Annotated in this window: 20 protein-coding genes and 1 tRNA gene; 10 read left to right on the forward strand and 11 right to left on the reverse strand. The window is 73.0% G+C overall.

Going from position 1 to position 22,265, the window contains the following annotated elements; all coding sequences use genetic code 11:
• Positions 1–10: 10 nt before the first annotated feature.
• A complete protein-coding gene (locus ABIA36_RS11695) occupies positions 11–595 on the reverse strand; it encodes a 5-formyltetrahydrofolate cyclo-ligase (protein WP_369962549.1) in 585 nt (194 codons plus the stop codon).
• A 59-nt stretch (positions 596–654) separates the two neighbouring features.
• On the opposite strand from ABIA36_RS11695, the gene galU reads away from it, so the two are divergent.
• From galU to ABIA36_RS11715, 4 genes are all read left to right on the forward strand, one after another.
• Positions 655–1,617 (forward strand): UTP--glucose-1-phosphate uridylyltransferase GalU, encoded by a 963-nt coding sequence (gene galU / locus ABIA36_RS11700; RefSeq protein ID WP_369962550.1) that lies wholly within the window; start codon positions 655–657, stop codon positions 1,615–1,617.
• A gap of 42 nt (positions 1,618–1,659) precedes the next feature.
• The gene (locus ABIA36_RS11705) at positions 1,660–2,322 is read left to right on the forward strand and encodes a GNAT family N-acetyltransferase (protein ID WP_369962552.1); all 663 of its coding nucleotides are present in this window, start codon (positions 1,660–1,662) and stop codon (positions 2,320–2,322) included.
• Positions 2,323–2,441: 119 nt separating this feature from the next.
• Entirely contained in the window at positions 2,442–3,527 is a 1,086-nt protein-coding gene (locus tag ABIA36_RS11710) for a hypothetical protein (protein ID WP_369962553.1), read from the forward strand.
• A 58-nt stretch (positions 3,528–3,585) separates the two neighbouring features.
• Positions 3,586–3,661: transfer RNA gene (locus tag ABIA36_RS11715), tRNA-Ala, on the forward strand.
• Between the two features lie 50 nt (positions 3,662–3,711).
• On the opposite strand, the gene ABIA36_RS11720 is transcribed toward ABIA36_RS11715, so the two are convergent.
• Complete coding sequence (locus ABIA36_RS11720; RefSeq protein WP_369962554.1) at positions 3,712–4,338, reverse strand: LysE/ArgO family amino acid transporter; 627 nt, start codon at positions 4,336–4,338, stop codon at positions 3,712–3,714.
• A 44-nt stretch (positions 4,339–4,382) separates the two neighbouring features.
• On the opposite strand from ABIA36_RS11720, the gene ABIA36_RS11725 reads away from it, so the two are divergent.
• The gene (locus tag ABIA36_RS11725) at positions 4,383–5,264 is read left to right on the forward strand and encodes a LysR family transcriptional regulator ArgP (RefSeq protein WP_369962555.1); all 882 of its coding nucleotides are present in this window, start codon (positions 4,383–4,385) and stop codon (positions 5,262–5,264) included.
• 18 nt (positions 5,265–5,282) lie between these two features.
• Here the strand turns inward: ABIA36_RS11725 and ABIA36_RS11730 are convergent, their stop codons facing one another.
• From ABIA36_RS11730 to ABIA36_RS11745, 4 genes are all read right to left on the reverse strand, one after another.
• A complete protein-coding gene (locus ABIA36_RS11730; protein ID WP_369963740.1) occupies positions 5,283–7,352 on the reverse strand; it encodes a heavy metal translocating P-type ATPase in 2,070 nt (689 codons plus the stop codon).
• 20 nt (positions 7,353–7,372) lie between these two features.
• The gene (locus tag ABIA36_RS11735; protein ID WP_369962556.1) at positions 7,373–9,640 is read right to left on the reverse strand and encodes a heavy metal translocating P-type ATPase; all 2,268 of its coding nucleotides are present in this window, start codon (positions 9,638–9,640) and stop codon (positions 7,373–7,375) included.
• A complete protein-coding gene (locus tag ABIA36_RS11740; RefSeq protein WP_369962558.1) occupies positions 9,640–9,849 on the reverse strand; it encodes a heavy-metal-associated domain-containing protein in 210 nt (69 codons plus the stop codon). The genes ABIA36_RS11735 and ABIA36_RS11740 overlap by 1 nt, the downstream gene beginning before the upstream one ends.
• A gap of 108 nt (positions 9,850–9,957) precedes the next feature.
• On the reverse strand, positions 9,958–12,834 hold the full coding sequence (locus ABIA36_RS11745; protein WP_369962560.1) for an aminotransferase: 2,877 nt from the start codon (positions 12,832–12,834) through the stop codon (positions 9,958–9,960).
• Positions 12,835–12,935: 101 nt separating this feature from the next.
• On the opposite strand from ABIA36_RS11745, the gene ABIA36_RS11750 reads away from it, so the two are divergent.
• A complete protein-coding gene (locus ABIA36_RS11750; protein WP_369962561.1) occupies positions 12,936–13,316 on the forward strand; it encodes a DUF3054 domain-containing protein in 381 nt (126 codons plus the stop codon).
• Positions 13,317–13,331: 15 nt separating this feature from the next.
• Here ABIA36_RS11750 and ABIA36_RS11755 read toward each other — a convergent pair whose 3' ends face one another.
• The 4 genes from ABIA36_RS11755 to ABIA36_RS11770 all read right to left on the reverse strand — a co-directional run bounded on the left by ABIA36_RS11755 (position 13,332) and on the right by ABIA36_RS11770 (position 17,808).
• On the reverse strand, positions 13,332–14,705 hold the full coding sequence (locus ABIA36_RS11755; protein ID WP_369962563.1) for a DUF445 domain-containing protein: 1,374 nt from the start codon (positions 14,703–14,705) through the stop codon (positions 13,332–13,334).
• The gene (locus tag ABIA36_RS11760) at positions 14,702–15,811 is read right to left on the reverse strand and encodes an aminopeptidase P family protein (protein ID WP_369962565.1); all 1,110 of its coding nucleotides are present in this window, start codon (positions 15,809–15,811) and stop codon (positions 14,702–14,704) included. The genes ABIA36_RS11755 and ABIA36_RS11760 overlap by 4 nt, the downstream gene beginning before the upstream one ends.
• Positions 15,812–15,816: 5 nt before the next feature.
• Positions 15,817–16,977: an acyl-CoA dehydrogenase family protein gene (locus tag ABIA36_RS11765; protein ID WP_369962566.1), complete on the reverse strand. Its 1,161-nt coding sequence runs from the start codon at positions 16,975–16,977 to the stop codon at positions 15,817–15,819.
• A gap of 75 nt (positions 16,978–17,052) precedes the next feature.
• The gene (locus tag ABIA36_RS11770) at positions 17,053–17,808 is read right to left on the reverse strand and encodes an SDR family NAD(P)-dependent oxidoreductase (protein ID WP_369962568.1); all 756 of its coding nucleotides are present in this window, start codon (positions 17,806–17,808) and stop codon (positions 17,053–17,055) included.
• Positions 17,809–17,867: 59 nt separating this feature from the next.
• Here ABIA36_RS11770 and ABIA36_RS11775 point away from each other — a divergent pair, with 59 nt between their 5' ends.
• Together ABIA36_RS11775 and ABIA36_RS11780 are read left to right on the forward strand one after the other, a co-directional pair.
• Complete coding sequence (locus ABIA36_RS11775) at positions 17,868–18,527, forward strand: TetR/AcrR family transcriptional regulator (protein ID WP_369962569.1); 660 nt, start codon at positions 17,868–17,870, stop codon at positions 18,525–18,527.
• Positions 18,515–19,444 carry an alpha/beta hydrolase gene (locus ABIA36_RS11780; protein ID WP_369962570.1) on the forward strand — a complete coding sequence of 310 codons (930 nt, stop codon included), beginning with the start codon at positions 18,515–18,517 and terminating at the stop codon, positions 19,442–19,444. The genes ABIA36_RS11775 and ABIA36_RS11780 overlap by 13 nt, the downstream gene beginning before the upstream one ends.
• Here ABIA36_RS11780 and ABIA36_RS11785 read toward each other — a convergent pair.
• A complete protein-coding gene (locus ABIA36_RS11785; RefSeq protein WP_369962571.1) occupies positions 19,405–19,995 on the reverse strand; it encodes a TetR/AcrR family transcriptional regulator in 591 nt (196 codons plus the stop codon). The two genes, ABIA36_RS11780 and ABIA36_RS11785, sit on opposite strands and share 40 nt — an antisense overlap.
• Before the next feature lie 104 nt (positions 19,996–20,099).
• Between ABIA36_RS11785 and ABIA36_RS11790 the strand changes: the two genes are divergently transcribed.
• Both ABIA36_RS11790 and ABIA36_RS11795 read left to right on the forward strand, forming a co-directional pair.
• Positions 20,100–21,239: an ABC transporter permease gene (locus ABIA36_RS11790; protein WP_369962572.1), complete on the forward strand. Its 1,140-nt coding sequence runs from the start codon at positions 20,100–20,102 to the stop codon at positions 21,237–21,239.
• A gap of 24 nt (positions 21,240–21,263) precedes the next feature.
• On the forward strand, positions 21,264–22,244 hold the full coding sequence (locus ABIA36_RS11795) for an aldo/keto reductase (RefSeq protein ID WP_369962573.1): 981 nt from the start codon (positions 21,264–21,266) through the stop codon (positions 22,242–22,244).
• Positions 22,245–22,265 lie beyond the last annotated feature (21 nt).

A 22,265-nucleotide genomic window follows, 5' to 3' on the forward strand; every position in this document is an offset into this window, starting at 1 on the left:
TGTCGTGTTGTCAGGAGAACTGGACGATGCGGGTCGGGGTGACAGCGCCGTCGACCGGCTGGTCGTGCCGCTCGCGCGGGACTTCGTCCACGAGCTCGCCGTCGAAGACGACGGCGTACACCGGGGGACATTTTTCCATGCTGCCGAGCGTCTTGTCGAAATAGCCGCGACCCCAGCCCATCCGCATCCCGGTCGCGTCCACCGCGGCCGCGGGGACGAGGATGAGGTCGACGTCGTTGATCGCGATCGGCCCGAGCAGCTCGCCGACGGCTTCCGGCATCCCGTAGAGGCCCTCGGTCTCGGTCTCACCGTCGCCGGTGGTCCAGTCGAGGAGGCCGTCCTCGCGGGAGATCGGGAGCAGCACGCGCAGCCCTTGCGCGACCGCCCAGTTGACGAACGGGCGGGTGTCCGGCTCGATCGTGGTCGACAGGTAGCAGGCCACGGAACGGGCCGAGAGGTCCGTCGTCAGGTCGACCAAGTTCCGGGTGATTCCGGCCGTCGCGGCCTGTCTTTCGGTGCTCGTGAGGTTCTGCCGGCGCTCGCGCAGCTCGGCGCGCAGTGCGCGCTTGCGATGGGCTGCGGTGTCGGTCTCCATAGCGCAATCCTAGAAGATCCCCCCGGGAGCCCGATCGAAATGCGGATAGTGTGCTCGGTATGGCTACTCACGTGACGAAAGCAGTGATCCCAGCAGCAGGCCTCGGCACCCGGTTCCTCCCGGCCACCAAGGCGATGCCGAAAGAGATGCTGCCGGTCGTCGACAAGCCGGCCATCCAGTACGTGGTCGAGGAGGCCGTCGCCGCCGGGCTGCACGACGTGCTGATGGTGACCGGGCGCAACAAGAACGCGCTCGAGAACCACTTCGACCGCAACGCCGAGCTGGAGGACACGCTCGAGAAGAAGGGCGACACCGACCGGCTCGAGAAGGTCAACTACTCGACCTCGCTCGCCGACCTCCACTACGTCCGCCAGGGCGACCCGAAGGGCCTCGGCCACGCGGTGCTGCGGGCCAAGATGCACGTGGGGCGCGAGCCGTTCGCGGTGCTGCTCGGCGACGACATCATCGACTCCCGCGACGACCTCCTGCAGCACATGCTGGAGGTCCAGCAGCGCTACAACGCCACCGTCATCGCGCTGATGGAGGTGCCGAGCGAGTCCATCCACCTCTACGGCGCTGCCGCGATCGAGGAGACCGGCGACGACGACGTGGTGCGCATCACCGGCCTGGTCGAGAAGCCCGACGCCGACAAGGCACCCTCCAACTACGCGATCATCGGCCGCTACGTGCTGCGCCCGGAGGTCTTCGACGTGCTCGAGCGCACCGAGCCGGGCCGCGGCGGCGAGATCCAGCTCACCGACGCCCTCCAGTCGATGGCCGAGGCGCCGGACTGGACGGGCGGCGTGTACGGCGTCGTGTTCCGCGGCCGCCGCTACGACACCGGCGACCGGCTCGACTACATCAAGGCGATCGTGCAGCTCGCGGTCGACCGCGAGGACCTCGGCCCGGAGCTGCGGCCGTGGCTGAAGGAGTTCGCCGACGGCCTCCACGACGCGCCGCGCGAGATCATCGAGGAGATGCCGACCGACGCGGCTGACGCGCCGGAGGACGTCAACCGCTAACGTCGTATCTGCGGCGCGAGGTCGCCGCAGAAGGAGGACGCCGTGGCGTTCGTCATCCCCACGCTGAGCGAGGGACGCATCGTGCTGCGACCGATCCGCCTGCGGGACGCCCGCAACCTGGAGCGCTCGCTGCTCGACAACCGGTCCTGGCTGCGGCAGTGGGAGGCCACCAGCCCGTACGCGCCCGGCGCGTTCGACACCCGCGCGAGCATCCGCTCCCTGCTCGCGAACGCCAGGGCCGGGCACGGCCTCCCGTTCGTCGTGGAGTACGACGGCCGGCTCGCCGGGCAGCTCAACGTCTCGTCGGTCACCTACGGCTCGCTCTCCAGCGCCACGATCGGATACTGGATCGCGGAGGAGTTCGCCGGCCGCAACATCACGCCGACCGCGGTGGCACTGGCGACCGACTACTGCTTCTTCCAGCTCGGCCTGCACCGCATGGAGATCTGCATCCGCCCGGAGAACGCCCCGAGCCTCCGCGTGGTCGAGAAGCTCGGCTTCCGCTATGAGGGGCTGCGCCGGCGCTACATCCACATCAACGGCGACTGGCGCGACCACTACTGCTTCGGGCTGGTGTCCGAGGAACTGCAGCAGGGCGTGCTGCGGCGCTGGATGGACGGCGAGGCGCCGGAGGAGGCCGCCACGGTGACCGCGGAGGATCGGGCGGCGGCGGCCATCCCGCTGCCGGTGGCCCGGCGGCACTGAGCGCTGCCTGCTCCTGAGCGCGCTGCACGCCGGTCGTAAGCCCGCTGAGAGTCCTCTCCATCGAAGACACACCCCGGCGCTGACCGGGGCGCCGCCCTGCCGACCCCTACCGTAGAGGCATGACTGGGGATGTGATGGGCGGAGGGGTCGTCGTCGCCATCGCGGCCGCCCTCTGGCTGGCCTACCTCGTCCCGGTGTGGCTGCGTCGCCGCGAGTACCTGGCGACGGAGCGCAACGCGGTGCGGCTGCAGCAGACGCTCCGCATCCTCGCCGAGACGAGTGAGCTTCCGGACGAGGTCCGCATGGAGGCGACCGCCAAGACGGTCGCGGAGCAGCAGCGGATCCTCCGCAAGGCGGAGGAGAGACGGCTGGCCACCGCGCGCGCGGAGGCCGCGGCGCACGCCCGTCGCGAGCTGGCCGTCGCCGAGGAGCGCCGGCAGGCCGCGGAGGAGGCCGAGCGCGCCGCCGCCGAGGCCATCGCCCTGGAGCGCGCCTCCCGCGCGGCAGCGGCCCAGCGGGCCAGCGTCCTCTCGGCGCGGAACGCCCGCCCGGTGCTCTCGCCGCAGCGCCGCCGCCGGCTGCGCCGTTCCCGCGCCATCTGCACCCTTGCGCTGGTCGCCGGGCTGGTGGGTGTCGCCTCCGGCGCCGCACTCCTGGTCGCGACCGGCGCCTGGCTGCTGCCCGCCGCGTCCGCCGCCGTCACGGTGGCCGCCCTCGGGATGCTGAGCCGGCTGTCCCGCGCGGCTAACGCCATGCCCGCGCCCGTGCCGTTCATCCCGGCAGCGCCGGCGTCGCCCGCGCTGTACGACGACGCCAAGCACGACCTCCCGGTGCAGGAGGCCCTGCGCCAGAGCTGGACCCCGCAGCCGCTGCCGAAGCCGCTGCACCTGTCGCCCGGAACCGTCGCCGCCGCGGCGATGGCGTCGGTGGACGCCGCCGCCGAGCTGCGCCGCGCGTCCGCCCGAGCCGAGTTCGAGCGGAAGGCGACCGCCGTCGCCGAGGCCGCTCCCGCGGTGCCCGCGCCGGTCCTGCTGCGCCCGGTGGCGGTGGCGCAGGAGACCGTGGCGGCCTCCGTCGCGTCGCGCCCGGCTGCGGTCGTGGAGGCCGTCCCGAGCGTGTACTCGAGCATGGGGATCGTCGGCTCGGTCGACGACGGCGCGCTCGACTTGGACGCCGTCCTCCGCCGCCGCCGCGCCGCGAGCTGAGCCCGGCTCGATTTCGACTCGGCACGGCGAGGGTGCTATTGTTTCTAAGCAATCCCCCGGGGCTATGGCGCAGTTGGTAGCGCGCTTCGTTCGCATCGAAGAGGTCAGGAGTTCGAATCTCCTTAGCTCCACCACACGGAAAAAGGACCGCCAGGAATGGCGGTCCTTTTTCGTTGTCGGGCACTCACACCACCAGCATCACCGCGAGCACCAGCATCAGCACCGCGATCCCCGCGTCCAGCACGCGCCACGCCGCCGGCCGGGCGAACACCGGAGCGGCCACCCGCGCGCCGAACCCGAGCAGCACGAACCAGAGCAGGCTCGCCGTCGCCGCCCCCGCGCCGAAAACCCAGCGCCCGGGGTCGCCGTGCGTCGCCGACAGCGAGCCCAGCAGGAGCACCGTGTCGAGGTACACGTGCGGGTTGAGCCAGGTGATCGCCAGGCAGGTGCCGATCGCGGCGGCGAGCGTACCGCCTCCCGAGGTCGCGGCCGTCAGCGTGCTCGGCCGGACAGCGCGCACGGCGGCGAACACCGCGTAGCCGACCAGGAACGCGAACCCGGCCCAGCGCACGATGGTGAGCGCGAGCGGGGCCGCCTTCACCAGCGTGCCGATGCCGGCGACGCCCGCCGCGATCAGGATCGCGTCGCTCGCGACGCAGATCGCGACGACCGCCGGGACGTGCTCGCGGCGGAGCCCCTGGCGGAGGACGAACGCGTTCTGCGCGCCGATGGCGACGATGAGGGCGGCGGCGGAGCCGAGGCCGGTGAGGTAGACGGAGAGCACCATTCGACGATAGGCACCAGCGGCCATTCAGTACAGCTTGATTTTCTTATGGACCATTAGCATTGCTGTCGATGGATGCTTCGACCGACCAGCTCCGCACCCTGGCCGCGGTGATCGACCACGGCACGTTCGACCGTGCCGCCGCGGCCCTCCACATCACGCCCTCGGCCGTGAGCCAGCGGATCAAGGCGCTGGAAGAGCAGAGCGGCCGCGTGCTGGTGCGGCGCAGCAAGCCCGTCCAGGCGACGGAGGCCGGCGCCGTGCTGCTACGGCTCGCCCGCCAGGTGGCGCTGCTGGAGGCGGAGGCGGCGGCAGAGTTGGAGGGCGGCGACGGTGCGGCCGCGACCGCGATCCCGCTGGTGGTCAACGCGGACTCCCTCGCGACCTGGGTGCTGCCCGCGCTGGCGACGGTCCCCGGTGCGGTCTTCGACATCACGCTCGACGACCAGGAGCACACCATCGACCGCCTGCGCGACGGGACGGCGATGGCGGCGATCGGCTCCGACGCGGAGCCGGTGCAGGGCTGCACGGTCACCGCCCTGGGGACGATGCGCTACCGCCCGCTGGCGAGCCCGGGGTTCGTCGCGCGGTGGTGCCCGGACGGCTGGACGGCCGAGCACGCGGCGCTCGCGCCGATGCTGATCTACAACCGCAAGGACGCCCTCCAGGACCGGTACCTCGACGCGCTCGCGCCGGGAGCGCGGCCTCCGCAGCACTTCGTCCCGGCGTCCACGGAGTTCGCCGGAGCCGCGGTGCTCGGGCTGGGGTGGGGGATGGTGCCCGACCTCCAGGCCGACCCGCTCGTGGCCGACGGCCGGCTCGTGGTGCTGGATCCGGCCGGTGCGGTGGATGTCCCGCTCTACTGGCAGCAGTGGTCGCTGCACTCGGCGGCGCTCGACGCGGTCGCCGCCGCGATCGCGCGCGCCGCGGCCAACGCGCTCCGCCGCCCCTGAGCGTCGGCGCGGGTGCTCTCAGAGGGACTCGGGGCGGAGGTCGAGTCGGCGGAGGAGCTGCGCGTTGAGCGCCACGACGATGGTCGACAGCGACATCAGGATCGCGCCAACCGACATCGGCAGCACGAACCCGATCGCCGCCAGCACGCCGGCCGCGAGCGGGACCGAGAGCAGGTTGTAGCCCGCTGCCCACCACAGGTTCTGTCGCATCTTGCGGTAGCTCGCCTGCGACAGCCGGATCACCGACAGCACCGAGCGCGGGTCGTCGCTGGCCAGGATGACCCCGGCCGAGGCGATGGCGACGTCCGTGCCGGCGCCGATCGCGATGCCGACGTCCGCTCGCGCCAGCGCGGGGGCGTCGTTCACGCCGTCGCCGACCATCGCGACGGTGCGGCCCTCGGCCTGGAGGGCGGCGACGGTCGATTCCTTGTCCTCCGGCCGGACGCCCGCGAACCAGCGGTCGATCCCCAGCTCGCCGGCGACCGACGCGGCCACGGCCTCCGCGTCGCCGGTGATCATGACGACCTGGATGCCCCGCTCCCGAAGCGCCGCCACGGCCTGCCGCGACTCCGGCCGGACCTCGTCGGCGAGCCGCAGCGCCCCGGCCGTGCGCCCGTCGACCAGCACGTGCAGGATGATCGCGCCTTCGCTCCGCCAGGTCGCGGCGATCGGCCGCTCGGCGGCGCCGCGCACCTCCAGCAACGCCGGCCCGCCGACCTCCACCCGCTGCCCGTCGACCGTGGCCGCCACGCCGACCGCGGGGGAGGACAGGAAATCGCTCGCCGCGGGCACCACCAGGCCGCGGGCCGACGCGGCGGCCACGATCGCCCGGGCGAGCGGGTGCTCGGAGTCCGACTCCGCGGCGGCAGCGAGGGCGAGCACGCGGTCGTCGTCGCCGTCCGCGTCCACGCCCGTGACGGCCGGCTCGCCCTTCGTCAGCGTTCCGGTCTTGTCGTACAGCACCGTGTCGACCGTGCGCATGGTCTCCAGCGCCAGGCGGTCCTTCACCAGGACGCCGCCGCGCGCCGCCCGTTCCGTCGCGATCGAGACGACGAGCGGAATGGCGAGGCCGAGCGCGTGCGGGCAGGCGATCACGAGCACCGTGATGGCGCGCACGACCGCGTCGTCGGGGAGGCCGATCGCGGTCCAGACCACCGCGGTGATCGCCGCGGAGCCGAGAGCGAACCAGAACAGCCAGCCGGCGGCGCGGTCGGCGATCCGCTGGGCGCGCGAGGACGAGTTCTGGGCGTCGGCGACGAGCCGCCGGATCCCCGCCAGCGCGGTGTCGTCCCCCACGGCGGTCACCCGCACGCGGAGGGCGGAGTCGGTCGCGACCGTCCCCGCGACGACCGGGTCGCCCTCGGCCCGGGAGACGGGACGCGACTCGCCGGTGATCATGGACTCGTCCACCTGTGCGGCGCCGGACACCACGCGCCCGTCGGCCGGGACACGGCCACCCGGCCGCACCAGTACGACGTCGCCCACGGCGAGGTCGGCGGGGGAGACGACGACGGCGCTCTCGCCCTCCAGCCTCTCCGCCTCGTCGGGCAGGAGGGCGGCGAGCGAGTCGAGGGCGGAGGTGGTCTGGGCGAGCGAGCGCATCTCGATCCAGTGACCGAGCAGCATGATGACGATGAGGAGGGCGAGCTCCCACCAGAAGTCGAGCCGGTGATCCAGGAGGCCGAGGGTCGCGCCCCACGACGCGGCGAACGCGACGGTGATGGCGAGGGCGATGAGCAGCATCATCCCGGGCTGCCGTGCACGCAGCTCGGACACGGCGCCGGTCAGGAACGGCCGCCCGCCCCAGACGAACATGACGGTGCCGAGCACGGGCGAGACCCAGGACAGCCAGGCGGTGTCGGGGAGGGGGTAGCCGAGGATCATGGCGAACATCGGCGAGAAGGCGACGACGGGGATCGCGAGGACCAGGTTGATCCAGAAGAGCCGGCGGAAGGCGGCGACGTGGCCGGAGTGGTCGTGAGCGGAGTGGTCGTGGGCGGCGTGCTCGTGGGCGGCGTGCTCGTGGGCCGAATGGTCGTGCCCGGAGTGGTCGGCCTGGCCTGCCGAGGCGGCGTGGTCGTGCGACATCGAGCCGTGTTCGGTGTGGCTCACGAGCTCCTCCGCTCCCCGGCGCCGCCCTCCGGCTGGAAGGTGCGCAGCCGCAGGCTGTTGGTCACGACGAAGACGCTCGAGAACGCCATCGCGGCGCCGGCGATCATCGGGTTCAGCAGGCCGAACGCCGCCAGCGGCAGCGCCGCGAGGTTGTACGCGAACGCCCAGAAGAGGTTCCCGCGGATGGTTGCCAGCGTACGCCGGGAGAGCCGCACGGCGTCGGCCGCGGCTCTCAGGTCGCCGCGCACCAGCGTGAGGTCGGCGGCCTGGATGGCGGCGTCCGTGCCGGTGCCCATCGCCAGTCCCAGGTCGGCCGCGGCGAGCGCCGCCGCGTCGTTGACGCCGTCGCCGACCATCGCCACGCGCCGCCCCTCGGACTGGAGGCGCCGGACCACCTCCGCCTTCTCCGCCGGGAGGACGCCCGCGATCACTTCGCGGATCCCGACCTCCTGAGCGACCCGGCGCGCGACGGTCTCGTTGTCGCCGGTCAGCAGCACCGGCGAGAGCCCGAGCCGCGCCAGCCGGCGGACGGCCTCCGCGCTGTGCGGCGCCACGGCGTCGGCCACCGCGAGCACGGCCCGGGCGCGGTCGCCCCAGCCGACCAGCACTGCGGTCGCGCCGGAGGCCTCCGCGTCGGCGACCGCACGCTGGAGGCCGGGGCCGAGCGGCATCCCGGCCGCCGCCACGAACGACGCGCGCCCGACCACGACGCGCTCACCTTCGACCGTTCCCGAGACGCCGAGGCCGCCGTCGGTGCGGAAGGCCGTCGCGGCGGGCACCGGACCGGCTTCGCGGGCGGCGTCGGCGATCGCACGGGCGATCGGGTGCTCGGAGGCGTCCTCGACGGCGCCCGCGCGGCGGAGCACCTCGGCACGGTCGCCGTCCGCCGCCGTGTCCGCCACCGTGACCTCCAGCAGCGTCATCCGACCGGTGGTCACCGTCCCGGTCTTGTCCAGCAGCACCGTGTCCACGCGCCGCGTCGCCTCCAGCACCTCCGGCCCGGTGATCAGGATGCCGAGCTGCGCCCCGCGCCCGGTGCCGACCAGCAGCGCTGTGGGCGTCGCAAGCCCCAGCGCGCACGGGCACGCGATGATGAGGACGGCCACCGCCGCGGTGAACGCGGCCTCCACGGGCGCGCCGAGCAGCAGCCACGCCACCAGCGTGACGAGCGCGATCCCGATCACCACGGGGACGAAGACGCCGCTGATCCGGTCGGCCAGGCGCTGCGCGGCGGCCTTGCCGGACTGCGCGTCCTCGACCAGGTGTGCGATCTGCGCGAGCTTCGTGTCCGCGCCGACCGTCGTCGCCCGCACGACCAGGCGGCCGCCGGCGTTGACCGTGCCGCCCGCGACGCCGTCGCCGGGGCCGACCTCCACCGGGACCGACTCTCCGGTCAGCATGGACGCGTCGACCGCGCCGGAGCCGTCGGTCACGACGCCGTCGGTGGCGATCCGCTCGCCGGGGCGGACGACGAAGACGTCGCCGACGACCAGACGCTCGACCGGAATGCGCTCCTCGCGGGGCGCGTCCGCACCGTCGCCGTCGCGCAGCACCGACGCCTCCTTGGCGCCCGACTCCAGCAGCGCGCGCAGCGCCGCCCCCGCCTGCCGCTTCGAGCGTTTCTCGAGGTATCGCCCGGCGAGCACGAAGACCGTGACGCCCGCGGCGACCTCCAGGTACAGGTCCGCGCCGGCCATGCCGGGCGCGCCCGCGCCGCCGAAGAGCAGCGCGTACACCGACCACACGAACGCCGCGGTGACGCCGAGCGAGACCAGCGTGTCCATCGTCGCCGCCCCGTGCCGCAGGTTGACGGCGGCGGCGCGGTGGAACGGCCACGCGCCCCACACGACCACGGGCGTCGCCAGCGTGAGCGCGACCCACTGCCACCCCGGGAACTGCAGCGCCGGGATCATCGAGAGCAGCACGACGGGGAGGGCGAGGACCGTGCTCGCGATCAGGCGGCGGCGGAGCGACGCGAGTTCGGGATCGCCCGGGCGTGCGCCGTCCGCCCCGTCGGCCGCTGCGGGAGGCGCCGGAAGAGCCGCCGTGTACCCGGCGCTCTCCACCTGCGCGACCAGCGCCGCGGTGTCGTATCCCGCGGGCGCGAACACCGTCGCCTTCTCGGTCGCGTAGTTGACGCTCGCCTCCACGCCGTCCAGCTTGTTGAGCTTCTTCTCCACCCGGGCCGCGCAGGACGCACAGGTCATTCCGCCGATCAGCAGCTCCAGCCGCGGCTGGGCGTGTGCGGCGTCGGGGGAGGACATCAGGAGCGGACCGCGCTGTACCCGGCCTCCTCGACGGCCGCGAGCACGGCGGCGTCGTCGACAGCGGAGGCGGACTCGACCGTGAGGACTCCCGTCGCGGCCGAGACGTCGACGCCGGTCACCGCGGCGATCGCGGTCACCTCTTCGGTCACCGCGCGCTCGCAGTGCTCGCAGGTCATCCCGGTCACCTGGAACGTCGTGGTCGTCATGTCTCATCCTTCCGCCGCGAGCATACCCAGAGGGGGTATGGCGATAAAGACGACTTTATACCCACTAGGGGTACCAGTCAAGGCGAGCGTGAAGGCAGCGGAGCGCGCCTAGATCGTCGCCAGCACCAGGTCCAGTGCGTCCACGAACCGGTCGGCGCTCTCGCGCGTGATGCAGAGCGGCGGCTTGATCTTCAGCACGTTCTTGCCGTCGCCGGTGGGCTGCACGATCGCGCCCTCCCGCAGCATCCGCTCGCACACCAGCGCGGCCTCGGCCGTCGCCGGCTCCAGCGTCTCCCGGTCGCGCACCAGCTCCACGCCGAGGTACAGGCCCATCCCATGCACCGCGCCGACGAGCGGATGCGGCTCCCCGAGCGCCCGCAGCCGCGCGGCCAGGTGGTCGCCCACCTCGGCCGCGTTCTCCTGCAGCCGCTCGTCGCGCATCACGTCGAGCACCGTCAGCCCGACGACCGAGCTGACCGGGCTGCCGCCGGCGGAGGAGAAGAACGACCCCTCCGCCGCGAACGACTCGGCGATCTCCCGGCGGGTGATGACCGCGCCGAGCGGATGCCCGTTGCCCATCGCCTTCGCCACCGTGATCACGTCCGGGACGACGCCCTGCTGCGCGGAGCCCCAGAAGTAATGCCCGAGCCGGCCGTAGCCGACCTGCACCTCGTCGGCGATGCAGACGCCGCCGCGGGCGCGCACCCGCTCGTACACTCCGGCGAGGTAGCCGTCGGGCAGCATCAGGCCGCCGGCGTTGCCGAAGACCGGCTCCGCGATGAAGCCCGCGAGGCCGCTACCGGCAGCGTCGAGGGCGGCGAGCTGCTCGTCCAGTTCCTCAAGGTAAGCAGGCCCGGAGCCGAGCCCGCGGTGCCGGCCGTGGAAGACGTTCGGCGAGGCGATCAGCTCCACCCAGTCCGGCCGGGTCTCCAGCGCGCGCGGGTTGTCGCCCAGCGACGACGAGACGGCGTCGGCGCCGACTGTCCAGCCGTGGTAGGCCTCCGTCACCGCCAGGATGGTCCGCCGGCCGGTGTGCACCTGCGCGAGCCGGAGGGCGAGGTCGACCGCCTCGCTGCCGCTGTTGACGAGGAAGACGGTGTCCAGCCCGTCGGGCGCGACGTCCGCCAGCCGCTCGGTGAACCGGGAGAGCTCCTCGTAGTGGAAGCGGGAGTTCGTGTTGAGCAGCGCCCACTGGTCGTGGACGGCACGCACGAGCCGCGGGTGCGCGTGCCCGATCTGGGTCACGTTGTTGACCATGTCCAGGTAGCTCTGCGCGCCGGTGTCGAACAGGTGGTGCCGCCAGCCGCGCTCGATCAGCGGAGGCTCGGCGAAGTAGTGCTCCTGCACGCGCGCGAACGACGAGTCCCGGCGCGACAGCACCCCGGCCGGATCGGCGGAGGGCGCTGCCAGGTCGAGGCCGAAGAGGTCGGACGGGTCGGGGGAGACCGTGCTCCACATCGCCGGCGGCAGCGCGGGAGTCACGAACGCGGGAGGCCGCCAGCCGGGCACCCGGCTGAGCTGCGCCGTGAGCCGCACGGCGCTGCCGATGGCCTCCCCGCGCTCGACGGAGGCCGTGGTCAGCGGGCGGGACAGTCCGTCCAGCCAGAGGCCGACTGTGTCGCCCTGCAGCAGCCAGGCGCCCTCCACCAGCCGCAGCTCGCCGGCGAACGGTGCGTGGACGACGGTCCCGGCCGGGGCGTCGAGCGTGACGCCGAGCGCGATCGTCGGCGACGGCTCGGTGCGATCGAGCCGTGCGCGGGTGAGCCGGGCCTCGGCGTAGCGGGTGAGCGCGTGGCCGTGCTCGCGGCAGATCCGTCCGAGCACGGCGTCCTCGGCGTCGGCGCGCTGCCAGCGGCCCTCGTCCAGGTCGTGGCCGGTGACGGAGAAGTCGGCGAGGTGGGCGTCGGCGCTCTCGAGCGCGATGAGCCGGCCGAGCGCCGGCGCGTCCGGCGTGCCGTCGCTCGCCGCCAGCCGCGCCCGGATCGCCGCCTCCACCTCCGCGAACGGCAGCCGCCGCGCCGCGTCGAGCGCGACCCACTCGTGCGCCCGGTTCTCGTCGGCGTAGGCGTTGTCCCCGTCGAGGGCGACCTGCTGCTCGCCGCTGACCACGAGCACCGCGCCGCGCAGGACGACCAGCGGCCAGAGCGCCGCGAGGTCGGCGTCGTCGAGCGGCGCCTCCGCGTGGAACGCGTCGATGACCTCCAGCACCGCCAGCGGGTCCTCCGGCTGGTGGTGCAGGGCGCTGGTCACGGTGGCCGCGAGCTCGGCGACCAGCCAGCCGTCCGCGACGTCGCCGAAGTCGATCACGCCGGGGCCGTCGTCGCCCAGCACGATGTTGTCGTCGGTCACGTCGCCGTGGATGGCCTGCACCCGCAGCCGCCGCCGCAGCGGCTCCAGGGCGGCGAGCGCCGCCTCCGCTGCCGCCACCACGGCCTGCCGCTTGGCCGGCTGGGGGACGTGCCCGGCGAGCAGCGCGACGACGTCGCCGCCGACCCGCGCGTCCCACTGGGTGGTGTGGGCGAGCCCGGGATGCCGCAGCCCGGCGAGGCCCGCGGCGATGCTCCCGGAGAGCCGGCCGAGGGTGCGGAGCTGCTCGGTGCTCAGCCGCGCGACCTCGGTCAGCGGCTCCCCGTCGAGGAAGCTCAGGACGCGGGCGTGAAGCGTCCTTCCGCGCACGTCCACGGCGACGACGTCGCCCCCGTCGCGGGCCGCCACGACAGCCGGGATACGCGCGTCGCCACCGGCGAGCAGCGCGAGCGCGGCGTTCTGGGCGTGCAGCTCCTCGACCGCGAAGACCGGGTTGGCGATCTTGAGCACGTAGCGCCGCGTTCCGGTGTCGATGAGGAAGTTGCGGTCCTGGTTGCTGCCCAGCTCGGTGACCCGCCCGGTGAGCCCGAACGCGCTCTCGGCCACGGCCGCGGCGTCGTCGGCCCCGACCTCCGGGCGGGGCAGGGACGGCTGGGCCAGGAAGTCGGAATTGGGCACGGCTGCTCCTCGGGCGCGGGGCGGGACGCGGCCAGTCTATTGAAGCTCTCGCCCGGGTCGCACCCAGCGAACGCACGGGCGCGGCAACATAACATCAACGCGTGAAATCCTGGAGGACAGCGACCGTGGCGTTCGTGATCGACGCCGCCCTGATCCTCGTGTTCGTCCTCGTCGGCCGCCGCAGTCACGGCGAGGCGGCGAGCGCCTCCGGGGTGCTCACCACCTACTGGCCGTTCTTCATCGGCCTGATCGCCGGCTGGCTGGTCACCTGGGCCTGGCGCCGCCCGCTCGCGCTGCTCTGGGCGGGCATCCCGGTCTGGCTGATGACGGTCGCGCTGGGGATGCTCATCCGCACCTCCGCGGGGCAGGGCGTGGAGCCCGCGTTCATCGCCGTGGCGTTCGTGGTGCTCGGGGTGTTCCTGGTCGGCTGGCGCGTCGCCGCCATCCCGTTCGCGCGCCGCCGCGCACTCCGCCGCGCCTAGCGTTTCCCGTCGGAGTCAGAACGCGGCCGCGATCAGCGTCGCGATCGTGTAGATCGCCAGGCCCGCCAAAGCACCGACCACCGTCCCGTTGATCCGGATGAACTGCAGGTCTCGCCCGACCTGCACCTCGATCTTGTCGGTGGTCTCCGCCGGGTCCCACGCCCGCACGGTCTCCGTGATGACGCTCGCGATGTCGTGCCGGTACGTCGACACCAGGTGGCCGGCCGCGCCGGAGATGCGCTGGTTGAGGGAGGCCCGCAGCTCCGGGTCCGCGGCGACCCGTCCGGCGGCGTCGGCGAGGGCGGCGGACACCCGGTTGCGGAACTCGCTGTCCGGGTCGCTGAGAGCGTCCACAGCAGCCGTGCGCGCGGCCGCCCAGGCCTGCCCGGCGAGCTCGCGGATGCGCGGGTCGTCGAACGCGCGCTCCTTCGCGGCCTCCAGCCCCGCGATCGTCTCCGGGTCGTGCTGGAGGCGGTCGGCGAGCTCGGCGAGGTAGCCGTCGAACGCCCGGCGGGCGCGGTGCGCGGGGTCGCGGCGCACGTCGGCGATGAAGTGGCGCAGCTCCTGGTACACGCGCTCGTCCACCAGCCGGTCCACGAAGGAGGGCAGCCAGGACGGCAGGCGGCCGGAGACCAGGTTGCTCAGGGCGTCGGGATGGATTACCAGCCAGTCGTCGAAACGGTCCAGCAGCAGGTCGACGGCGGCGTGATGGCCACCGGAGCTGAGGACGCGCACGCCGAGGCGCCCGATCGGGGGCGCCCACTCCGGCTCGATCACGTGGGTGCGCACGACCGCCTCCACGGCCTCCCGCATCCGGTCGTCGTCCAGCAGCCCGAAGAAGCCGACCACGGCGCCGGAGGCCTCGTCCACGACCCGGCGCGCGTTGCCCGGCTCGGTCAGCCAGCGCGCGGCGGCGCCGGCCACGTCGTAGGCGGCCAGCCGGGTCGCGACCACGTCGTCGGACAGGAACTCCGTCTCCACGAACTCGCCCAGCGTCTCGCCGATCTCGTCCTTGCGGGTCGGGATGATCGCGGTGTGCGGGATGCGCAGGCCCAGCGGGTGCTTGAACAGCGCCGTCACGGCGAACCAGTCCGCGAGCGCGCCGACCATCGCACCCTCCGCGGCGGCGCGCACGAAGCCGAGCCACGGGTAGCGGTCCTGCAGCGCGAACGAGACGGCGAAGATCACGGCCGCGACGGCGAGCAGGCTGGTCGCCAGCGCCTTCATGCTGCGGAGCGCCCGGCGGCGCTCGGCGTCGCGGCGCTCGGCCTGGGCGCGCTCGGCCCGGACTCGCTCGGTCCGGTCGCGCTCGGCCTGCGCGCGGTCAGCTTCGGGGCGCCCCCCGTCGGCGCTCTGCGGGTCGCCCGTGCGGGCCGTCGACGCGGTCACTGCACGAGGTGGAGCTCGTGGCTGGTGTTGTTCAGCCGGTGGCCGCCGTCGTCGTCGGCGACCACGATGTCCTCGATGCGCACGCCGAACCTCCCCGGCAGGTAGATTCCCGGCTCGATGGAGAAGCACATCCCGGCGACGATCGGCTGCTCCTCGCCCTCCACCAGGTAGGGCGGCTCGTGCGTGGTGGTGCCGATGCCGTGGCCGACCCGGTGGACGAAGTAGTCGCCGTAGCCGGCATCCCGGATGACGGCGCGGGCGGTGCGGTCGATCTCCTGCAGCGGCACGCCGACCGCGACCGCCTCGAACGCGGCCTGCTGGGCGCGCTTGACCACCTCGAAGACCTCGTGCTCCTCGTCGGTGGGCTCGCCCACGTGGACGGTGCGGGTGGTGTCGGATCCGTAGCCGTCCATCAGGCCGCCGAAGTCGAGCACCACCATGTCGCCCTGCTGGATGACGCGGTCGCCGGCCTCGTGGTGCGGGTTGGCGCCGTTCGGGCCGGAGCCGACGATGGTGAAGTCCACCTGGGAGTGGCCGTGCTCGCGCAGCAGCCGGTCGAGGTCGGCGGCGACCTCGTTCTCCCGGCGGCCGGCGAAGGCGACGGTCAGGATGTCCTCGAAGGTCGCGTCGGCGGCGGCCCCGGCGGCGGCCAGCCGGTCGATCTCGTCCGGCCCCTTCACCGCGCGCAGCATCGGCAGTGCGGCCGAGAACGGGGCGAACCGCACATCCGGGAGTTCGTGCTGGAGCGCCAGCAGGTGCAGCGCCCAGGCCGAGTCCGAGACGGCGTACCGGCCGCCCGACCAGAGCTGGTCGACCAGGGGCGCGTGCTCGTCCTCGCCGTCCGCCCAGGTGACCAGGCGGATCGCGCCGGCGGCACGGGTGGCGGCGGCGCTGTCGTGCTCCAGGACGGGCACCACCATCGTCGGCTCGCCCTCGGTCGGGATCACCAGCATTGTCAGCCGCTCGGTCGCCGGCGGGAGGTAGTCGGCGAAGTAGGCCAGGTCGGGCCCCGGGGCGACCAGGAGGGCGTCCAGTCCGGCCTCCTTCGCCTGCGCGGCCCCGCGGGCCAGCCGGTCGGCGAAGTGCTGGGCGGTGAGCTGCTGCATGGCGGTCACTCCTCGATCGGGCCGAGCCAGGCGTTCGCGACGGTGCCGTGCGCGGACTCGGCGTCGGACGGGTGGAAGAGGCCCGCCAGGACGTCGCGGTACAGCCTCCCGAGCTCGTTGCCGGTGAAGAAGGTCGATCCTCCCGAGACTCGGATGGCCTGGTCCACGACCCGGCGGGCGGTCTCGGTGGCACGGATCTTCATCCCCACCAGCTTGGGGAACCACTGCGCTCCGTGGTCGGCGAGGGTGTCGATATCGCGGGTGATCGCGTCGAGCTGGGGGAGGAGGGCGTCCTGGTCGATCGCCGCCGAGGCGACGCGCCAGCGGATGTCCGGGTCGTTGGCGTAGCTGCGGCCGTCGTTCTTGAGGCTCTTCCTGCGGTGGGCGGAGCCGACGGCGAGTTCCAGTGCCCGGGCGCCGATCCCGGTGTAGACCGCGGCGAGCAGCAGCTCGAAGTTCGCGAAGATCGCGAACACGAGCGGGTCCGGGTTGGGTCCGGGGTCGAGGCGGCGCACCACGCGGTCCGCGCGAGCCGGCGCGCCGTCGAGCACGGTCGTGTTGCTCTGGGTCGCGCGCATCCCGAGGGTGTCCCAGTCCTGGCGGATCTCGAAGCCGCCGCCGGTGCGCTCCACGAAGCCGTAGACGATCTTCGGGGCGTCGGCGCTCGTCGTGTCGAGGCCCATCGTGCCGAGCCGGGTCCATGCCGGGGAGAGGGAGGTGAAGATCTTGGTGCCGTAGTAGCGGTAGGAGCCGTCGGGTTCCGGCCGGGCCTCGGTGGTCGACCCGAACAGCACGAGGTCGTTGCCCGCCTCGCTCAGCCCGAACGCGAAGACTTCGCCGGCGCCGGCCTCCCGGAGCAGGAACTCCAGGGAGTCGTCGCCGCGGTCGCGAAGCGTCTTGGCGACGCCGGTCCAGACCAGGTGCATGTTCACCGCGAGGGCCGTGGCGGGTGCCGCGCCCGCGAGCCGGACCTGCAGGCGCGCGGTCTGCTCCAGCGAGAGTCCCAGGCCGCCGAACTCGGCCGGCACCAGGGCTTTCAGGTAGCCGGCGTCGGCCAGTTCGGCGAAGTCCTCGGTGAAGAACCGGTTCTCCGCGTCGTACTCGGCGGCCCGGGAGCGGAACCGCTCCAGTCGCTCATCGCTCAACAGCTCGCTCTCGACGCTCACGCTCCCCACCCTAGGTCTCCCACCGCCGAGGGGCACGTTAACGCCTGCAAAACGTCTCCGTGCCCCTCGAGCGACTCAGGAGGCGGTGTAGCCGCCGTCCACCAGGTGGTAGCTGCCGGTGATGAACGATGCGGCGTCGGAGGCGAGGAAGGCGACGAGGGACGCCACCTCCTCCGGCTCGCCCAGCCGGCCGAGCGCGTGCTTGCCCGCTAGGAACTGCAGCGCCTCGGGGCTCAGGTTGGCCTCCACCAGGGGCGTCTTGATGAAGCCGGGGCCGACGGCGACGACGCGCACGCCCTTGTCGGCGTACTCCAAAGCCGCGTTCTGGGTGAGACCGAGGAGGCCGTGCTTGGCGGTGACGTAGGCGGACGAGTTGGCGAAGCCCACGCTGCCGAGGATGGACGCCATGTTGACGATCGCACCGCCGCCGTTCTCCGCCATCGCGGTGAGCTGCGGCTGCATCGAGTACAGCACCGCGTTGAGGTTGACCTCGATGACCTTCCGCCAGCTCTCCAGCGAATAGTCGGCGACCGGGGCGGCCTCCCCGCCGATGCCGGCGTTGTTGACCGCGATCTTCAGGGGCGCGAGGGCGTTGGCGGCCTCGACGCTCGCCGTGGCGAACGCGGGGTCGGTCACGTCGCCGGCGAGGGCTGCGGCGGTTCCGCCCGCGGCCTCGATCTCGGCGACGACGGCCTGGGCGTGCTCCGCGTTCAGGTCGGTGACCAGGACGGCGGCACCGCTGGCCGCGAGGGTCAGCGCCACTGCGCGTCCGATGCCCGAGCCGCCTCCGGTGACGATCGCGGACCGGCCGGCGACATCGTACTGAGCCATGAATGTTCTCCTTCCAGATATCCGACACCTGTCGGATAAGTCCATTGTACGATCGGAAGGTGAACACAGGGAGGCCGAACGGCCCGCGGCCGGCTGCGCTCCGAGCGAACACCGGCGCCGGCCCGTCGCCTGCGCCCGACCGGGCGCACCTCGACGCCCGCCAGGAGAAGACGCTGGCGCGGCTGAGCACCGCCGTGCTCGCGCTCGCCGGCGAGCAGCCGATCGGCGAGGTGACGGTCTCCGGCCTCGCCGCCGCCGCGGGCGTTCACAGGTCGACCGTCTACGAGTACGCGGCCTCGCCCGCCGCCCTGCTGCAGCGCGTGCTGCGCGCCGAGCTCGACGAGCTGCGCGCCGCGTACCTCGTGGACGTCGCGCCCGACGACGCCGCGGCGGCGATCCGTGGCGTCACCCGGGCCGTCCTCCAGCACGTGGACGAGCACGACGCCGTGTACCGGCGCGGCCTCGGCGCCGAGGGCTCGGAGGCCGGCCTCCACGCGATGCTCAGCGAGCACTTCCAGGCCTCCATCGAACTGCTGCTCGACCAGCACAGCGTCAGCGTGCCCGCGGACGACGACCTGCAGCGGCGCACGATCGAGCGCTACCTCGCCGACGGCATCATCGGCGCGATTGAGGTCTGGCTCGGCCGGCCGCGGCCGCGGGATGTGGAGGCGCTGCTCGCGCTGCTCGACCGGCTCACCCCGTCGTGGTGGCCGGCGTGACGGGCGGCGACGCGGGCGGCGGCGCGGGCATCGGCGCGGACCCGTCGGGAGGCGGTCTTCGCGGCCTCCTCGACCGGTGGCGCCGCCGGCTCGGCCGCCGCCGCGCTCCGCTGCTGCACGTCGCCTCGGATGTGGGGGAGGGGCCGGTCGTCGTGCTCGTGCACGGCATCGCGTCGTCGTCGGTGACGTTCCAGAACCTGGTGCCGTTGCTCGAGCCGCGGCATCGCGCCATCTCGATCGACATCCTCGGCTTCGGGCGCTCGCCGGCGCCCGAGGACGCGCAGTACACCATCGAGGAGCACGTGGCCGCGCTCGACCGGACACTGCGCTCACTGCGACTGCGGGCGCCCTTCGTGCTCGTCGGCCACTCGCTCGGCAGCCTCATCGTCACGCGGTACGCCGCCGAGCATCCCGGAGCCCTCAGCCGGCTCGTGCTGGTCGGGCCTCCCGTGTACGGGACGCCCTCCGAGATCGGCGACCGCCGCGTGCGCACCCGGGTCAGTGCCTACCTGCGCGCGTACGAGTTCCTGCGCACCAACAAGGAGTTCACGCTCCGCAACGCCGCCGTCCTGGGCAAGCTGCTGCCGATCAAGAACGTCTTCGAGATCACCGAGAAGAGCTGGCGCCCGTTCGTGCTGTCACTCGAGAACTGCGTCGAACGACAGACCGTGATCGGGGACCTGGCGCGGGTGCGCGGTCTTGATGGCAAGAGCTGTCCAGTGGAGGTCGTCTACGGCACGATGGACGCCTTCATCGCGCCCGGCAGCCTCGCGGTGATCGAGGCCATGCGGCACGTGACGATGCACCGGGTGGAGGCCAACGACCACCTCATCCGCAAGCGGCTCGCGCGGGTGGTCGCGGCGGCCTGCGACGCCGGTCAGTCGGCCAGGGACATCGAGGCGACCACCGCGAGGTAGGCCTCCCCGTCGAAGCCGTCGAACAGGACGGTCTGGGTGACGTAGCCCTGCACCAACCCCATGTAGACGGGCGCCTGCCGCTCGGCGAGGGCGCGCGCCTCCTCGACGGGCAGCGTCTGGGTGTGCCAGTCCGTGAGGTAGCCGGCGAACATGGCGCGGATCCGGCTGCCGATCTCGGACGAGATCTGCTTCAGCCGCGGATTGATCGGCACCTGCCCCCAGACCTGCACGAGGAGCTGGATGTCCGGCAGGTGCGTCATCAGGCCGGTGACGAGCAGGCGGACGATCTCGCCGGGCGTGGGGAGGGGCTGTTGGGCGCGGGCCTCCTCGACCTCCTGGAACCGGGCGTCGAGGATCTCCGACGCGGTCAACTCCATCAGCTCGTCCTTGCTGCTGAAGTGCCCGTAGATCGCCCCGGCGGAGAGCCCGGACTCGGCGATGATGTCGGCCATCGAGGTGGCGGCGAAGCCGTTGCGTGCGAAGCAGCGGAGGGCGGCCTGGGCGATCTCGTGACGCCGAGCGCTGCGGTACTCCTCGGTGACCTTCGGCATCCGGCCCTCCTGGCGACGGGAAAAAGAACGTTCGTTCTTGACAATAGCGTCCGCGGTGTCGATTATAAAGAACGAGCATTCGTTTTTCTTGAGTGGAGGCCGTCATGAGCACCAGCACCGACCGGGACGTGGGCCGTCCCGACGCAGAACGGCACGGCGCCGCGCACCACGAGCACGTCGCGGCGCGGCCGGAGCGCGCCGCGGGTCCCGTCGTCCACACGCCCTGGGCGCGCGCCCTCGCGCTCGCCGTGGGAGCGGCGGCCATCGTCGTCGTCATCCTGCTCGCCTTCCTCTGGCCGACCGTCACCTCCACGGTCAAGGACCTCCCGATCGGGATCGCCGGCCCGACTGCGCAGGTGAGCGCCGTGGAGAAACAGCTCGACAAAGCGGCGAGCGGCGCGTTCGCGGTCACGAGCCTGAGCGACCGGCAGGCGGCCGTCGACGCGATCGAGAAGCGGGATGTCTACGGGGCGATCGTCCTGGGCGACCACCCGGAGGTGCTGACCGCCTCCGCCGACGGCGCCGCGGTCACGCAGATCATGAACCAGGTCGCGGGCACCCTCCAGACCGCGGCGAACGCGCAGGCGCAGGCGGCCGTGCAGCAGGCGATCGCCTCGGGGCACGCGCCCTCCGGCACGAAGGCGCCGACCATCACGGTGAGGGTGACCGATGTCGTTGCGCTCGCCTCCACCGACTCCCGTGGGCTCGGGCTGGCGGCGTCGTCGTTCCCGCTGGTGCTCGGCGGGATGCTCGGCGGCGTGCTCATCTCGCTGCTGGTCGCCGGGAGCTGGCGGCGCCTGGGTGCGGTCGCGCTCTACGGGGTGGCCGGCGGGCTGGCGGTCACCGGCATCCTGCAGGGCTGGTTCGGCATCCTGCAGGGCGACTACTGGCTGAACGCGCTCGCCGTCGGGCTGGCGATGTTCGCGACCGCGGCCTTCGTGGTCGGGATGAACGCCCTGTTCGGGCGCGTCGGCATCGCCATCGGCGCGGTGCTGACTGTGCTGGTCGGCAACCCGCTGTCGGCCGCGGCGCAGCCGCTGCAGTTCCTGGTCGGGCCGTGGGGCGCGATCGGGCAGTGGTTCGTGCCCGGAGCGTCCGTCACGCTGCTGCGCGACCTGTCGTACTTCCCGTCGGCGGACGCGCTGTTCCCGTGGCTGGTGCTGGTCGGCTGGGCCGCCGTGGGAGTGGTGGGGATGCTGGCCGGGCACTTCCGCGACCAGGAGGTCACGGTCGCCGCGGCCTAGGCCCGTCCACGTAGGCTGGGCCGCATGCAGAATCGCACACTCGGACGGACCGGACGCGACGTGTCGGTCATCGGTCTCGGCACCTGGCAGCTCGGCGCCGACTGGGGCGACGTCACCGAGGCCGACGCGCTCGCCGTCCTCGACGCGGCGACCGAGGCCGGGGTCACCTTCTTCGACACCGCCGACGTCTACGGCGACGGCCGCAGCGAGCAGCTCATCGGGCGGTACCGCGCCTCCCGCCCGGATCTGCCGCTGACGGTCGCGACCAAGATGGGCCGCCGCGAGGCGCAGGACCCGGCCAACTTCACGCTCGCGAAATTCCGGGAGTGGACGGACCGCTCCCGCCGCAACCTCGGGATGGACACGCTCGACCTCGTCCAGCTCCACTGTCCGCCCACCCCGGTGTTCTCGAACGCGGCCGTCTACGACGCGCTCGACACCCTGGTGGAGGAGGGCGCGATCGCCAACTACGGCGTCAGCGTCGAGACCTGCGCCGAGGCGCTGGAGGCCATCGCGCGCCCGGGGACGGCGACCGTGCAGATCATCCTCAACGCATTCCGGCTGAAGCCGCTCGACGAGGTGCTGCCGGCGGCGCGGGAGGCCGGGGTCGGCATCATCGCGCGGGTGCCGCTGGCGTCCGGGCTGCTCAGCGGGCGCTACTCGGAGACGACGGAGTTCGCCGCCGACGACCACCGCAACTACAACCGGCACGGCGAGGCGTTCGACGTGGGGGAGACCTTCTCGGGCGTCGACTACGCGGAGGGCGTCCGCGCGGCACGCGAGTTCGCGGCCCTCGCGCCGGAGGGCGCGACCCCAGCACAGGCGGCCCTGGCGTGGATCGTCGCCCAGGAGGGCGTGAGCAGCGTCATCCCCGGCGCCCGCTCGCCCGAGCAGGCGCGCGCGAACGCCGCCGCCGCGGACGTCGCGCTGCCGCCCGGCTTCGCCGACGCAATCCGCGACCTCTACGACCGCACCTTCCGCGCCACCACGCACCCCCGCTGGTGAAACGTGAGTAGTCGCGGATAT

The organism is Leifsonia sp. EB34 (genome assembly GCF_041260585.1).
Classification (GTDB): Bacteria; Actinomycetota; Actinomycetes; order Actinomycetales; family Microbacteriaceae; genus Leifsonia.